This window comes from Paenibacillus sp. EB106-04-04-XG159 (assembly GCF_058791835.1).
In genome coordinates this window covers 79,984-95,216 of the sequence record NZ_JBYTDY010000019.1, presented here as the reverse complement: position 1 = coordinate 95,216, position 15,233 = coordinate 79,984, and the positions used below count along the sequence as shown (strand labels likewise).

Here is a 15,233-nt window from a genome sequence, read left to right as displayed (position 1 = left end):
AACCCAGTGGTGATCTTTTAAGTATAAAAGAAAAGCTCATCCCCGATGAACTGGGATGAGCTTAATATACCAACACCATATTCAAGCATTGGGGCTATCGCCTCTCGGTCTGCCCGAGGGATTTTGGAATTAAGCTAAAGGAGAACGATAGCAGCATAGCATCATAACGGCAGGCAGATGGAATCATCGTCAACCTGTTGAAGTAATTAGAAGTTTAATGGAATAGTTTCTTTAGGGGGAAAGAAGATGAGTGAAATTGTTATACCAAGTGCAGCTAAGGTGGAGCCCAAATTGCTAAATCTATCATGTATTTATTTGCCGGCTAAGTACCCCTACATAACTGCAAAATGGTACAGCGAGATATTTGGTTTAGAAGCAGCCGACTTTGCACCGTTAGACCCTAATGCAGATCTTGTTGTTTTAAACTTTTCCAAAGATATTCCTGGCGGGGGTAGTATATTTTTTGTACAGTCCAACGATAAGTTTTCAATGAATTTCAATAATATCGAAGGATATAATCACGCAATACTGATGTTCCAAGTAAAAGATATTGAAGAGATCTATGAAAGAATGAAAGAAAAGAACGTTGAACTTGCCACAGATGGAATTAAGGATCGCGGTGGATGTGGCAAAGAGATTGCTTTTTTTGATCCAGATGGGAGAAAAATTGAAATTAATGATTTCGGTACGAGATGAAGTAGTTCAGCTCCATAAAATTAGGATAATATACACGAAACGAGGAGCAGTTTGCCTAGTGCAGATGCTCCTTATTTTATTGTGTCAGATCAACATTAGACTACTTTCCAACAATTTACAAATGATATTGTTCCATTGTAAACTTATTTGAAAATGAATTCGTTACATGTATTTGATGCTGGAAGAAAGGAAGTGGAAATTATGGCATTTGAAGTAACAACCTCGTATACACTTGATGCTTTAAATTTTCTAAACGTGCTGACGCAAGACGAGTTCTATGTCAAACGGCATGTAGAAGACCATCAACAATTCCTATCCATAAATACAGAAGCAAATCAGCGACTTATGTCTGAAATCATTCGCATACAAGGCGGAACCATGCTGAGTCCCTTTTTAACCTTAGTAGTTTCTTCGGTCCCCGATTTCGGTTCCTATGATCTTTCAGAGTTACTAAGATCGACGGATCTACTTCAATCCTATTTTAGTCGAACTCCGTATTACCAAGAAGATAGTTGGGGTAAAAAGAAAGAGCTGTTTAGTCTCACTTCTGAAGTCATTCACAGTATGGAGATCGCAGGGTTTAAACAGTATTGGCATGAACACAAACTCCCCGCTCTACTGAAAAAAGCGAACGAGATTACGACGTTTGTCTCCAACTATTCCGTTTTTAATGAAATTAATCACATGTTAGGGCCATTAAGCCAGATTGATCATATCGTTCTATATTTATGTAGTTTTGCAGCACCACATGGGATTAAAATTACGGGACCACGGTATATTTCTGACGTTTCGTACGGTAATGAAATAACGCTAGGCATTGCCATTCACGAAATGTTCCATCCGCCTTATCGGGTAGAGCAGCTCGATCATCATTTCGACAAGTTGAAGCTTGAACCTGAGCTTTTAGCTGCTTTTCATAAACAGAAGGAGCGTTTCGGCTACTCGACAATAGAGGGGTTCATTGAGGAAAATGTTGTGGAAGCAATGGCGCTGTATATTTGCGAAAAGATAGGTTTGGAGAAGGATCCATATGCTTACTTGAAGAGTCATGATGATGGATCCCATGTGCTATCCGTTATACTACTGAACTACATGCAGAACCATCTAAAGGGTGGGGATGTAGACTTTCAGGATTACTTTAATGAGTTTCTTAATTCTCAATAAGAATTATTTGTCTTTTTGATCGAACAAACGCCATTCACTTACAGTGTACATCTTTAAGTCAGCATTTATAGTTTTCCCCCGTTACAGCGGGCTAGACCCGCAAGTTAGGTGAGATAGCGGGGGAAAACCGTGTTACAGAGTCGAGGCTGTGCTCGAGTGGGGAGGTCAGAGCGAGATAACAGGTTATTTCCCCGTTACAGCGGGCTAGACCCGCAAGTTAGGTGAGATAGCGGTGGAAAACCGTGTTACAGAGTCGAGGCTGTACTCGAGTGGGAAGGCCAGAGCGAGATAACAGGTTATTTCCCCGTTACAGCGGGCGAAACTCGCAGTTTAGGTGAGATAACGGGGTAAAACCGTGTTACAGAGTCGATTCATTGTACATGCATATTCAACAGCAATCGCATAACAGTCGTATTTCGACTGATTATCTCAATCGTTTTAGAACATACTTACACAAGCAAAAGTGTGCATCTTTAAGCTAGCATTTATAAATATATGGGTAAATAACTAAATGACCGTACAGATGTCTAATTTCAGTAAGATCGTCTGTTGTTTTTTAGAGCTAATGTTTCCGTTAGAGGTTTTAATTTTTATCCTTTGTTAAAAAAACATTGATGTTGTTTGTGTAAAGTGCTGTTTGTGGATGTTGTACATGATCATACTCGTTTTTTATTACATAATCAGAAGGATTTAAGAAAACGGTTATTGCATCTTCCCTTGAAAGATAACCAAAAGAGCTTTGTAATGGCGAAGAGAATCGGAAACAATTTTTTGCCATGTACATGGAAAACCACTTATCGTAAGTTTCATACTCAAATCCATTTAAAGTTAAAGACCATGTTTTATTTATTTCTATATGCTTAAAGCCTGGCAATTCTCCACTTTTATATACTTCACGAACCTTTACGATGCTTAGAGGTATTCCATCCTGGTCATGAAAGAATGTATTAAAAGTAGGGTCAAAGAATATCCAGTCGTTAATTTCAGGTAAATATACTGTAACTCCGACGTGACAGTCAGAGTCAAATTCGTAAGGAAAACACCATAATAATCGAGATTTTATTCCTATGGATAGTAGAGCCTCATTCAAAACAATAGCTTGATATGTACAAAATAATGCGCCCTTCTTTCTGTCACTCAGTATGCTTAGAGAATTAAAAAGGGGAGGATATACGTGTTCTCCTACAAAAAATAACTCTTTATGCACCCAATCCATTAGAGCCTTAACCTTTTCAAATGTATCTCTACTAAGTGCAATCTCCGCAATCCCATATGTATTACATAGCGTAATAAGGTTCTCATCATCTCTATTCACATACTCAAATAAATGATCGGCATTTCCTTTTTCTACTTCAAACAGAGGGTAACTATTAAGATATTCAATATATTTTTGAGCTTCATAAAACATATAACCCTCTCCTGTCTTTGTAAAAATTAGGCTCTGTTAGATTAAGGGGATATTTTGTTACTAATAATTGACTAAACTTATTCACCTATTTATCGTTGTTACTTTGATGTTTACGGTTTTTAGATACATAATATAAAACTAATGAACTCCCCAAGGAAAATCCAATACCTAAACCAAAAAACAAGTCCGGTAGATTTAAAAAAGATCTTGATATTAATGTGAAAACAAATATAACGGCGCTTATTGTGGAAATTACCTTTAGTTGTTTCATCCCATTTTTCCAATCTATAAGAAATTAGTTAGTTCAATTGAGCATCCTTCAAGATAGCTTTAACCAGTTCAGTGACCCCTTTGTCAATATCACCGGCAGACCATCCTAATCTCCAACCATCTTCCGCTAGCACATCAGTAACTACATAAATTGCTGATGACTTGATCCCTCGATAGTTAGCCACGACGAACAGACCAACCGCTTCCATTTCCACACATATTGCGCCTTGTGATCGGTACTTTTTAGCTTTACCCCAGGTCTCTAAATACCCTGCATCTGTGGTCCAGTGATGGCCAGCAATGAATTCCTGTCCTTGTTTATTGAGCATTTCCTTCATTTCATTAACCAGGGTTTGATTCGGATAAATTAGTTCATCATCAAATCCATATAGCGCGGCAATACCCGTTTCGCTAAATGCTCCTGTTGTCACAATCAATCGACCTGGAGTTAAATCTGGGTCAATCCCTCCGACATATCCCAGGTGGATCAGTTCTTTAACGCCAGCTGCAATTAAATCTTCCGCCTGTACCGCTATTCCTGGTGATCCGACATGCGATTTGACCAGCCCTACAGCTGGGTTATTTTTAAATATATATAGTTTTCCAGCTAGAGGTATATCGGACTCCATAACTGCTTCCTGATCCATAAATTTTTCTATAATCCCTGACATGGCAATGAACACTCTATTAGGAATGTTTACTGTATCTAAATCGAGCCCCGCTCTCTTCAGTTCATCTCTAACTAACATTTTGGGATCCGTTAACACCTGTTGGTCATGCATCGTTCTTACCTCCTTCGTGGTACTTTGAGTTCTATCATATATGAAAATAATGGAGTAGAGATATGCTCTTGCATACATTTCTCGTAGAAAATACTCTTCTCGATATTGATGATGCTGCCTCCCTCCATCTGCCGTGACCATACGGACAAGACCGCATATGATAACTAAACCCGTTATTACGAAGTAAAGGAGGAATGAACATGAAGCTAATGATCTTTAATTCGGTCTGCGGGATAATTGGCGCGGGCATAACTTTTATGTTCGGAGAGTGGAGCCACTTGCTGAGCTTATTCTTTCTAACAATCATAATTGACTACGTTACCGGTATCGCCGCTTCACTAAAAGAGAATAAAGGACTCAATAGCGAAGTCGGCTTCTGGGGATTGGCCAAGAAAGCGCTTATGATACTAGTCATCACCTTAGCACATTTTATTGATCTCGTATTCAATAGCAACATCATCATGAACGGAGCGATAAGTTTCTACCTGGCGAATGAATTGATAAGCATAACGGAGAATTACGGCCGCATGGGGCTGCCGCTGCCTCCTAGTATTAAACGAGTGATCGAGACGTTAAAGCAGGATACTGACAAGACAAACTGATAGAATCTGTGTCCTCTGCTAAGTTCAGATACGATGAAGGAGCACCGCGTTTGCAGCTGTTCAGCAGATGCCGTATACCCGTTAGCGCAGACGTATGGGATGAAAGCGGGGGAACGTATACATAGCATGTTCAATAATCTGTCACAATTGTAAAAAAAGGAAACTTGTTTTAAAAGTTTGGGTTGTTAATATAAGGAAACATTTTGTAATATAAAGGATGATGAATGTAATTGACAAAAGGGGCGAATAACGGTTATGCAAAAATGGGCAATGTTTGGTTTATTTAGCATTGCGTGCCTATTGGCCGCTGGACTGATGCTGTTCAACATGCCGAAGGCGCCTGTAGAAGAGGCTGCGCCAGAAGGTATGCAGGTTGTTAAGATTATGGCGCGGGGCGACTTTACTTTTGACCAGCCTGAATATGAAGTGAAGGCTGGAGAGCCGGTTCGGTTGAAGCTTATTAACAAATCTGGTGTTCACGGTGCAGAGATTGCTGAGTTAAACATCAACTTGAAAGATGGAGCAATGGAGCAGGATATTACGTTCGATAAGCCTGGACGGTACGAGATTGCATGCTCGGTTATGTGTGGACCGGGACATGGAACGATGAAGTCAGTTCTTGTTGTGAAATAATAATGTTATTATATAATGAGGAAGAGGGGCTTTCAGTCTGGAAGCTCCTTTTTGCACATATACGACTTGAGAGGGGAACTGGCGATGTACTATGTAGATAGACAGCAGATTGACAACCGCTTGCAGCAGATCGAGATTCTGAATGAAGCAGTAGAACAGATCACAGCAGGCTGGAACGATTCCGCACTCTTTCATATGGCTCAAGAACGAACGCTGCATCTCGCAGTTGAGATGGTGACCGATGTAGGCAGCTTATTAATTGATGGATTCATAATGCGCGATGCTAGCAGCTATGAAGATATTGTTGAGATAATTGCACAAGAAGGCGTATTTGATGTGAGTCTGCAACACAAGCTCCTTCAGCTGGTACAGCTGCGCAAACCGCTGGTGCAACAGTATGCAGAGTGGGAGAGAGCCGGAATTCATAGTCAATTATCTGAATTGCCAGAGTTATTAACTTCCTTCAAGGATTGTGTAGAACGATATATTGAGTCAGAGCTTCTATCGTAATGAATTTACATGCAACTGTGATTAAGGTAGAATGACCATACTAATGATGAACTAAATGTGGTGAATGGATTGAAACGAACGGTGCGAAAACCGTCCACGAGGGACATGCTCTTGAACCTGCTGAAGACGAATGGAGCGATGTCTGCTGCGCAGCTGGCTGAACGGCTCGGTATGACAGAGATGGGCGTCCGTCGTCACCTGTATCTGCTGGTTGAACAGCAGTCTGTAAATATAGAGCTTGTGCGGCAATCAGTAGGCAGACCGCTTCAGCTCTTTCGTTTGTCTTCTGAGGGTGATGAGCGATTTCCGAAGTACTATCATCAGCTTGCCCTTGATATGCTAGGCGAAATAGAGACTTGGGATGACAGCGGTGAAGATGTCGTTCGGCGACTGTTTGAAGGCAGACAGCGCACACTGCGGCAGCGGTATGAATCGCGCATGGCGCATCTATCGCTTGATCAGCGAGTGTATGAACTTCGATCTATTCAGGATTCGAACGGGTATATGGTCGAAACAGAGAAGCTGGATGATGGCTCATGGCTGCTGCATGAGTACAATTGCCCGATCGCTCAGGTTGCGGATCGATATGAGGAGCCGTGCAGATGCGAGCTGGCTCTGTTCCGAGAGCTGCTAGGTACCGATCGCGTAGAGCGAACGGAATGTCTGGCGAAACAGGGAATGCGCTGCACGTATCATATTGCGCAGAATTGTAAAGAAGAATAATAGCTGTTGTGTGGGGCTGTGCGATTAGCGATGTGCTAATGGTGCAGCCCTTCTTCTGTTTCATCCAAGCCCATTGAAAAAGGTCAAGCCCAGCGGTGTCAAGACGAGCCCATACTTCTTATACTGTCATTATGAAATGGGCATTCGCCCTAATGAATTCGCTGAAGAGGAGGAGTGCAATGCTGGAATGGAGCATAGCTGTGGCAGTGGGCGCTTGGATCGTCGTATGTGTGGCTTTAACGATTGCGATTAGCAGCAGTATTCGATTGATGCGTCAATTGAATCGATCGGTTAAGCAAATGGATAGCCAACTATCTGGGCTGGTACAGCAAGTTGCGGAGATGAGCAGCCGTGGAGAGCAAGTACTGGTTCAAGCACAATCGGCTGTTGATGAGATCGTCAAGTGGAGAGATACGGCAGAACAGACGAGATCAGTAGTCGATTCGTGGAATGGACACATAGGCAGATGGTCCGAGAGAACGTGGACTGCAGTCGAATCGGCTCAGCGCAGCAATGAGAAGCGTATCCAAGAGACGCTGCAATGGCTCGATATTGGCTATGCTCTATGGCAGGACGTGAGTGCTCGTCACAAGCGGAATGTCGACAGTACGCAGACAGATACACAGCGAAATTAGGGCAAGTGCCGGACAAAGGAGGAATGGAAATGTCGCAAAAAGACACGAACCGCAAGTTCTGGATTGGCACATTGGTAGGTGGGGTTGTTGGAGGTGTGACCGCCCTGTTGTTTGCCCCCAAGGCAGGTCGTGAACTGCGTCAAGATATCGCAGATGGCGCAAAGCAGGCAGGCGAGAAGACACAGCAGCTGGCGCAGCAGATTGGTGATCGGACTTCGAACTTGATCGATACAGCTAAAGAGAAGACGGTTGGATTGAAGCGTACGATTCAAAATTGGCAGGAAGGTCGTTCTGGTGTTGAGGAACCTCAGCTGGAGGTCGCTTCTGTATCCTCGGAGTCAGCCTGTGAAGCTGAAGCTATAACCTGTGAAGCTATCGAACTATCTGTTGACGATCTAGTAGATGAGACTGCTGATGGCATCGTAGATGAATCGGAACAAACAGTCGAAGCTTCTGCAGAAGAAGAGAAGCAGATTCTGTTCGTTATCTAATCCATTACGCACGTCAAGCCGCAAAATTACAGGAAAGGCCCCTTATCTGGAGATGTTGTTTTATTTACTCCAGAAGAAGGGGCTTTTTATGCGTTATCTGAGACAAGGAAGCGTGTATGGACATGTGAGTCTATTGGAGGACACTTGAACGATCTAAGTGAATCGGGTAAGATCAAGGTACGTTTTACATCTAGCAAACATATCGTAACCCATAGCGTATGCGCGATGTTCGGGAGCGTATTCACGATGCAGATCGGTTGAGGTGTAAATTTTACAGACTAACATGAAGTGAAGGAAGCGGTGTATACGTGCAGCAGGCTATCGCAATGCTCGATTCGGGAGTAGGGGGCTTAACGGTTGTCAAAGAAGTCATTCGACAGCTCCCAAGGGAAAAAATTATATATTTCGGTGATACGGCTCGTACACCCTATGGCCCAAGAACACCAGAAGAAGTCAAGCATTTTACTCAGCAGATTGTAGATTATTTAATTCAATTTGATCCTAAAATGATCGTTATTGCATGCAATACCGCCGCTTCAGTAGCATTGGAAGAGATTAGATCCCGTGTATCGATCCCGGTCGTAGGGGTTATTCATCCAGGAGCGAGAGCAGCAATCGCAGCAACGAAGTCAGGACATATCGGTGTCATCGGAACAGAAGGAACGGTTAAGAGCGGAGCATATAAACAAGCATTAATGCGATTATCGCCGCATGTAGAAGTTATTAGTCAGCCTTGCCCGTTATTTGTTCCATTGGTAGAGAAGGGAATGTATCGTTCAGAAGAAACGTGGGACGTCGTCCGTGATTCACTCGCATCCATTCGAGCAACGCCGATCGATACGCTCGTGCTTGGCTGCACACATTATCCATTTTTAAGAGAACCGATTCAAGAAGTGATGGGCTCGGGTGTTGAACTTATTAATTCCGCTGAAGAAACGGCACGTGAAGTGAGTACGATTCTCCACGACAAGAATCAGTTGGCGGACATGGAAGAGATTCCTGTACATCAATTCTTCTGCAGTGGAGATCCAGATATATTTAAACGAATTACGTTGGATTGGCTCGGTCCCCAGCTTCGGGATGTACCGGTGATCTGGCAGGTTCCGCATTTTTATTAATAATAGCAACTTTCTACAAGAATAGAGGGCTGTCCCCGAGCAATTGCTTGCCTGAGGATTGCCCTCTTCTTTATATTTTAGGGGGTATATTTGAATCCCGTCATGAGCCGCTTGTCCGGTATGTCACTAAGGGCAGCCGAATTCATCTGCGCCCCTCTTTGCGATTATGGGAAATGGTGCAAATCATACGAATGAGGGAACTTGTTCCTCTGGCTCCAGGCTGACGATAAGAGCGATCATGCACATATCCGCAGTTCATATATGCTTTAATGGCCCGCGTATTCGTGATCTTAACGAACAGTTCGACAGTGTTCATTCCCAATTGCTCCAGACCAAACTTCGTAAGACCTCGTACGATCTCCTCTCCGTAGCCCTGTCCCTGATAGTCGATGTCTCCTATCAATACTCTTCCAAACTCAGCAATTCCATTGATGTGATCGATACGATATAAAGCCCCCATACCGATCGGAATCTCTTGCTTTAACTGTACGGCAATAAAGGTCATATCATTTGCATTTGTCCGGTAGCGTTCATACCAGCTTAGATGCTGTTCAGGTTGAATCAGCTGATCGTCTTGGAACCAGATGCGGATATTTTCTTGATTGCGCCAGCCTCTTACTCGTTCTAGATCGTGTTCGGTGAGCGGACGGAGCAGCAGACGAGGCGTTAAGATGCGGTGGGAGTGCTCCATAATATCCTGACTCCTTTATATCTCTTATAGATCTCGTTGAATAAATAGTTTGATGCCTTCTACTACGGCTTGAACATCCTCATTGGACATTCGCAGATGGAGCGGAAGAGACATTATTTCTTTGGATAAGGCTTCTGCCTGCGGACATTGCCCTCTTGCGTGCCGGTACATGCGGTACTCTGTATTCGATCGAAAATGGACGCCCGGATATATGCCTTGTTCATTTAATGCTTGCAGCAGCTTGTCGCGTTCCGATATGCGAACGATAAATAAATGCCGCGCGTTATCACATCCAGGCGCTGATGGAATAATACGTACGTGAGATGACAGCGGCTCGAGCGCAGCTTCATACCATTCAGCTAGCTGCCTGCGATATGCGTTATCCTGGTCCAGATAGCGGAGCTGGACGATGCCGATCGCAGCCATAATGGAGTTGCCGTGTGACTTGGTGCCTACATGCTCGACATCATAGAGCCGGCTGTAAGCTATATCCTGTTCGGTTTTGGAAAAAGTGTTCTTATTAATGCCCAACCAACTGAGCTTGCGCGCTAAGCGATCCTGCTCCGCATGCTGAAAGCAGATCATTCCGCTATCCGCCGTTGGGAGGTTCTTAACCGCCTGAAAGGAATAGACGACAGCGTCAGCTTCATGGCCGGGAATAGCGCCATTCAGACGAGTGCCTGCCATGTGAGCAGCATCAAGGATGAGTGAGATACGATAATCCTTGCACAGCTGAGCGATTCGTTCGTACTGACCTGTATTGCCTCCTATACCTACGAACATGACAGCTCGTGTTCGAGGTGTAATCCGGCGTTCTACTTCGTTGGGATCTAAGCAGAGATACTCGTCCACATCTGCAAATACGGGCTTCAGCTCATGATATCGAATCGCATGGTTCGTTGACACGAAGGTTAAGGGTGTAGTTATAATCTCGTCGCCTCGTTTCCAGCCATTCGTCATCTTTAATACTTCTATTGCGATGGACAGTCCCGTTGAGGCTGAATTGACGAAGTGAGCATTGGGGAAGCCTGTATACAACTTCCACTCTTCTTCGAAAGCAATTGTTTTATATCCGAATCCCGTCCAACCTGTTTCCAAGCATTCGCGGATTTCTGTTAAGCATTCATCCACGCGATAAGTAGGGACAAACAATGGAATATTCACGATATCACTTCCGTTCTCTGATATGGTTCTGCCCTGTCAGGGATCAATAGAATAGATGTTCGATCATACGACCCGAGTCGGCTGGAACCCTGTTGGAATCGGAAGCGGATAACGCAGCAACGAATTGGTCGTTAAGTCTAAGACTTGAATTTCATTCTTTTACTACTTTATGAAAATAGTATTGATAGAAAGTGGACGAATTGTGAGATTGATAGAAAAAAGGCTGATGCAGTATTGTGGGATATCAGGTGCTGTTCTTCTCGGAGAGTGCATAACCATTAACCATAATGGAGTGTGAAAAAGGAGGACATGCACAGTGGCAATCCCGTATATCGTTCAGAAGGGCGATACTTATTTGCGTATCAGTTTACGATATGGTGTAAATATTCAGGCGTTGATGGCACATAACCCTCAGCTGCGCCCCAATGAATATGTGAAACCGGGACAGCTTATCCAGATCCCGCATATCCCGCCCACTATTTATGTCATTCAGCAGGATGATACCTTTTACTCGATCGCTTCTCAATTTCGAGTGCCTATACAATGGTTGGCGAATGCGAATCCGATGATTAATCCGCGCAGGCTGGTTCCAGGCCAGAGCATCGCTATTCCGTACTGGAGCGATGAGCGAGAAGCGAAGACTCGCGCTGAATATGGACCAGCGCAGTTGATGGATGATATCAATCGGCTGCAAGCAAGGTATCCCTTTATTCGAACGGAGCAGATCGGAGAGAGTGTGATGGGCAAGCCTATAATCGCACTGCGCATCGGGTCGGGTCCTAACCTTGTTCACGCTAATGGGGCTGTGCATGCGAATGAATGGCTGACCTCGGCAGGGCTGATGCAGTTCTTCGAGGATTATGCGTCACATTATGAAACGTGCACGAGCTGGCAAGGCTGGGACAGTCATGCGGCATATGAACGAAATACATTATGTGTAGTTCCGATGGTTAATCCAGATGGGGTGGAGCTGGTGCAGGAGGGGGTAACTCCGCGCCATCCATATGCTGAGCTTCTGTTGGAATGGAACGATGCAGGAAATCGCTTCAGCAGCTGGAAGGCGAATATTCGCGGCGTTGATCTGAACGATCAGTTTCCCGCACATTGGGAAGAAGAATGCCGGCGCCGCGGTGTCCGCAAGCCTGCGCCGATGAATTATGGAGGCACGCAGCCTTTATCCGAGCCGGAAGCAGCGGCGCTTGCGGCATATGTGGAGCGGATGTCGTTTGACATCGCGCTATCCTTTCATTCCCAAGGGCAGGAGATCTACTGGAATTACCGCGGATATGAACCTCCTGAGTCTCAGCTGTGGGCGCAGCAGCTCCAGAATGCCAGCGGGTATCGTGCCGTCGCTCTCACGGGGAGCGATGCTGGCTTTAAGGATTGGTTCATCCAGAACTTCCGCAGACCAGGATTTACCGTTGAGCTTGGCCTAGGTGTGAATCCGCTGCCGCTCGATCAGTTCGAACGGGTGTATGCTGACGTGTGCCATATTATGAAGTCGGTATTGAGCGGTCTGCACACTTCAGCAGGATGAACGTGGCTGAGTGATGACGAATGGATTAACATACACTATACTTGGAATCAGGGAGGTGTGTGTTATGACTCAGAAATCGCCTTTGCGACCGAAGACGCGTACTCGTGGAAGGCTGTTGAGTTTGTTTCGAACAGCGCCAGCCATGCTCTTTTCGTCAAAGGTGCCATTCAGGATGAAGGCGCTGTTTGCCGGCGCTGTGCTCTTGTACTGGGTGCTGCCTGACCTGATGCCGTTTATGCCGATAGATGATATGCTGTTTACATTAATCGTCATTCCATGGTTCTCCAACCGCGCAGCAAAGTATGATTCTGTTGGAAGATGACAACTGGAAGGTTGCTTATCAGGTAAAGTTCCCTTACAATAGTATTGCTTAAAAGTATTAAAATTATGGAATTAATCGGAGTGACATCATCATGAGTAACGATATACGTGTATGTGAGAAGTGCCGTCACATCAAGAATATGAAATCCTTCTTAACAAAGGTCAAGCAATTAGATCCTGAAGCTAACGTTAGAATTGGCTGTGAATCCTATTGTGGTCCATGTAAGAAGCGTGTATTTATCTTTGTGAACGGCCGCCACGTTACAGGCTTTACCGAAGAAGAAGCGATCGAGAAGGCAAAAGCTTTCATCAAATGACATAATGCTCTCAGCGCTTCATTCAGCTAGCGCATAAGATAGACCGCCTTATCGTATCCTAACAGGGATTAACGGTACAGCAGTGCTGCATTCAGGACCAATGCAAGGTGCAGCATTGCGACCGGCTTCCGAGGAGGTTAGGATCGATGTCGAGGTATGACTCAAGCCTACAGTCGCAGAATCCCATCTCACAAGCGCAGAATGCTGTAGAACGAGCTCATCATGCCGTATCGCAAGCGATGACGCATCCAACAGATCAAGCTGTGGATCAAGCTGAGCGAGCGCTCGGGCATGCGGACCGCGCTGTAGTACAAGCTGAAGACAGTATGAATCAGCAGGCTGTTGAGCTTGCGGAAGAGATGCTCGCCGAGGAACATGTTCGGCTGACCAGCCTAGTGGACAGCGAGCAGTGGAGCAATCGCGAGAAATAAGCGGATACACGAATCACCCTCAACTTGGCCTTCTTGGTCAGGAGGAGGGTGATCTTTTTTTTGGTTTAATTCATACTTTACAGGTAGGAATAATTGTATTATAGTTATCTCACAAACGAGAAACGGTCTCGCGAATGATGAAGACAATAAGGAGGATATTCGAGATGGAAGTGCTTTCTACGGTAGTAAATGTATTGATATTGATCGCTTTAATCGGGCTTCTTTGGTATATGCAGAAAAAGCATGTCAGCTTTTCAAAACGAGTCTTCACGGGGCTTGGCTTAGGGGTTATCTTCGGGGTCTCATTGCAATTGATCTTCGGCAGAACGTCAGATGTGATTGCACATTCTATTGACTGGTTCAGCTTAGTTGGTAACGGATATGTGAAACTGCTGCAGATGGTTGCCATTCCGTTAATTATGGTATCGATTATTTCTGCGATTATCAAAGTTAAAGCGGATAAAGGCGTAGGCAAGATCAGTACGCTGGTTATCGGAATTCTCTTGTTCACAACAGCGATTTCCGCTGCCGTAGGGATTACATCAGCACTAGGATTTAATTTGACTTCCGTAAATATTGAGCAAGGTGAAAAAGAAATCAATCGAGGCGAGTACCTGACAAACAAATTGGCCGACGTTGAAGATAAGACACTTCCGCAGCAGATCCTAGAAGTGATCCCGTCGAACCCGTTTGAAGACATGACGGGCGCTCGTCCGACTTCCACGATTGCCGTCGTTATTTTCTCCGCATTCATCGGGGTCGCGCTCCGCGGGATTTCGAAGAAGAAGCCGGTAGAAGCAGAGACGTTTACGAAGCTCGTTGAGGCTCTATATGCTGTTGTTATGCGCATCGTTACGATAGTTCTCCGTCTGACACCATATGGCGTCCTTGCCTTGATCGCTAAGGTAACGGCGACCACCAATTATGATGAGATTGTTAAATTAGGTGAATTCGTTGTTGCATCCTATGTTGCCTTGATTGTGATGTTCTGCATTCATTTGATCCTCATTGCGTTAAATGGACTGAATCCATTGACATATGTTCGGAAAGTATTGCCGGTATTGACTTTCGCATTCACTTCACGGACATCTGCGGGCACATTGCCATTGAACGTCGATACACAAGTGAAGAAACTAGGCGTATCTGACGGCATTGCAAACTTCTCCGCTTCGTTCGGATTATCCATTGGACAGAACGGCTGCGCTGGGATATATCCAGCTATGTTGGCTGTTATGATCGCCCCTTCAGTGGGTATTGATCCATTCAGCTTCAGCTTCATTGCAACGGTAATAGCTGTAGTTACCGTAAGCTCCTTCGGTGTAGCCGGCGTAGGTGGGGGAGCGACATTCGCAGCGATTATCGTTCTCTCGACCTTGAATCTGCCGGTTGCATTAGCAGGCTTGTTGATTTCGGTTGAGCCGTTAATCGATATGGGCCGAACAGCATTGAACGTGAGCGGATCCATGACATCCGGCTTGATTACGAGCAAATGGACCAAGGAATTGGATGTCTCAGTCTATAACAGTCCAAGTCATAAAGGGGATGCCAACGACTCAGCATTATCCTTATAATATTCAAAAAAAGGGGCTTTCCCAAAAGTAGATTTTTTCTACCTGGGAAAGCCCTTTTTTTCGGCTCGCCGATGCGGTTGTGGCGTCTGAGACGTTAATTTTCAGCACCTCAGCCTCACATGAGCTGATTTTGGAGCTGAGATGCAGGTTTTTGACGCCTCATCTGAGA

At 44.7% G+C, this 15,233-nt stretch carries 18 protein-coding genes; 14 read left to right on the top strand and 4 right to left on the bottom strand.

All coding sequences use genetic code 11. The features are described from left to right. Positions 1-246: 246 nt before the first annotated feature. Positions 247-696, top strand: a complete 450-nt coding sequence (locus AC3WTP_RS19740) for a VOC family protein (protein WP_492396349.1) — start codon at positions 247-249, stop codon at positions 694-696. A gap of 201 nt (positions 697-897) precedes the next feature. Further along, complete coding sequence (locus AC3WTP_RS19735; protein WP_492396348.1) at positions 898-1,860, top strand: hypothetical protein; 963 nt, start codon at positions 898-900, stop codon at positions 1,858-1,860. A gap of 583 nt (positions 1,861-2,443) precedes the next feature. Here the strand turns inward: AC3WTP_RS19735 and AC3WTP_RS19730 are convergent. Next, a complete protein-coding gene (locus AC3WTP_RS19730) occupies positions 2,444-3,268 on the bottom strand; it encodes a transglutaminase-like domain-containing protein (protein WP_492396347.1) in 825 nt (274 codons plus the stop codon). Between the two features lie 299 nt (positions 3,269-3,567). Beyond that, complete coding sequence (locus AC3WTP_RS19725; RefSeq protein ID WP_492396346.1) at positions 3,568-4,320, bottom strand: nucleoside phosphorylase; 753 nt, start codon at positions 4,318-4,320, stop codon at positions 3,568-3,570. A 194-nt stretch (positions 4,321-4,514) separates the two neighbouring features. Here AC3WTP_RS19725 and AC3WTP_RS19720 point away from each other — a divergent pair, with 194 nt between their 5' ends. The 7 genes from AC3WTP_RS19720 to racE all read left to right on the top strand — a co-directional run bounded on the left by AC3WTP_RS19720 (position 4,515) and on the right by racE (position 9,032). Beyond that, on the top strand, positions 4,515-4,922 hold the full coding sequence (locus AC3WTP_RS19720; RefSeq protein WP_492396345.1) for a phage holin family protein: 408 nt from the start codon (positions 4,515-4,517) through the stop codon (positions 4,920-4,922). Positions 4,923-5,177: 255 nt separating this feature from the next. Next, positions 5,178-5,555 carry a cupredoxin domain-containing protein gene (locus AC3WTP_RS19715; protein WP_492396344.1) on the top strand — a complete coding sequence of 126 codons (378 nt, stop codon included), beginning with the start codon at positions 5,178-5,180 and terminating at the stop codon, positions 5,553-5,555. 84 nt (positions 5,556-5,639) lie between these two features. Continuing rightward, the gene (locus tag AC3WTP_RS19710; RefSeq protein WP_492396343.1) at positions 5,640-6,065 is read left to right on the top strand and encodes a DUF86 domain-containing protein; all 426 of its coding nucleotides are present in this window, start codon (positions 5,640-5,642) and stop codon (positions 6,063-6,065) included. A gap of 69 nt (positions 6,066-6,134) precedes the next feature. Next, complete coding sequence (locus AC3WTP_RS19705; RefSeq protein WP_492396342.1) at positions 6,135-6,788, top strand: helix-turn-helix transcriptional regulator; 654 nt, start codon at positions 6,135-6,137, stop codon at positions 6,786-6,788. A gap of 179 nt (positions 6,789-6,967) precedes the next feature. Next, a complete protein-coding gene (locus AC3WTP_RS19700) occupies positions 6,968-7,423 on the top strand; it encodes a hypothetical protein (protein WP_492396341.1) in 456 nt (151 codons plus the stop codon). A 29-nt stretch (positions 7,424-7,452) separates the two neighbouring features. Beyond that, positions 7,453-7,914, top strand: a complete 462-nt coding sequence (locus AC3WTP_RS19695; RefSeq protein WP_492396340.1) for a YtxH domain-containing protein — start codon at positions 7,453-7,455, stop codon at positions 7,912-7,914. A 308-nt stretch (positions 7,915-8,222) separates the two neighbouring features. Then, positions 8,223-9,032, top strand: coding sequence for a glutamate racemase (racE, locus tag AC3WTP_RS19690; protein WP_492396339.1), 810 nt, complete (start codon positions 8,223-8,225; stop codon positions 9,030-9,032). 142 nt (positions 9,033-9,174) lie between these two features. On the opposite strand, the gene AC3WTP_RS19685 is transcribed toward racE, so the two are convergent. Together AC3WTP_RS19685 and AC3WTP_RS19680 are read right to left on the bottom strand one after the other, a co-directional pair. Continuing rightward, the gene (locus tag AC3WTP_RS19685) at positions 9,175-9,723 is read right to left on the bottom strand and encodes a GNAT family N-acetyltransferase (protein WP_492396338.1); all 549 of its coding nucleotides are present in this window, start codon (positions 9,721-9,723) and stop codon (positions 9,175-9,177) included. A 24-nt stretch (positions 9,724-9,747) separates the two neighbouring features. Further along, complete coding sequence (locus tag AC3WTP_RS19680; RefSeq protein WP_492396337.1) at positions 9,748-10,887, bottom strand: DegT/DnrJ/EryC1/StrS family aminotransferase; 1,140 nt, start codon at positions 10,885-10,887, stop codon at positions 9,748-9,750. A gap of 316 nt (positions 10,888-11,203) precedes the next feature. Here AC3WTP_RS19680 and AC3WTP_RS19675 point away from each other — a divergent pair, with 316 nt between their 5' ends. The 5 genes from AC3WTP_RS19675 to AC3WTP_RS19655 all read left to right on the top strand — a co-directional run bounded on the left by AC3WTP_RS19675 (position 11,204) and on the right by AC3WTP_RS19655 (position 15,064). Beyond that, complete coding sequence (locus tag AC3WTP_RS19675) at positions 11,204-12,424, top strand: M14 family zinc carboxypeptidase (RefSeq protein ID WP_492396336.1); 1,221 nt, start codon at positions 11,204-11,206, stop codon at positions 12,422-12,424. A 64-nt stretch (positions 12,425-12,488) separates the two neighbouring features. Beyond that, on the top strand, positions 12,489-12,746 hold the full coding sequence (locus AC3WTP_RS19670) for a hypothetical protein (protein ID WP_492396335.1): 258 nt from the start codon (positions 12,489-12,491) through the stop codon (positions 12,744-12,746). 91 nt (positions 12,747-12,837) lie between these two features. Next, positions 12,838-13,062 carry a DUF1450 domain-containing protein gene (locus AC3WTP_RS19665; protein ID WP_458566643.1) on the top strand — a complete coding sequence of 75 codons (225 nt, stop codon included), beginning with the start codon at positions 12,838-12,840 and terminating at the stop codon, positions 13,060-13,062. A gap of 146 nt (positions 13,063-13,208) precedes the next feature. Further along, positions 13,209-13,493, top strand: a complete 285-nt coding sequence (locus AC3WTP_RS19660; protein WP_492396334.1) for a hypothetical protein — start codon at positions 13,209-13,211, stop codon at positions 13,491-13,493. Positions 13,494-13,657: 164 nt separating this feature from the next. Beyond that, the gene (locus tag AC3WTP_RS19655; RefSeq protein WP_492396333.1) at positions 13,658-15,064 is read left to right on the top strand and encodes an L-cystine transporter; all 1,407 of its coding nucleotides are present in this window, start codon (positions 13,658-13,660) and stop codon (positions 15,062-15,064) included. Positions 15,065-15,233: the final 169 nt, after the last annotated feature.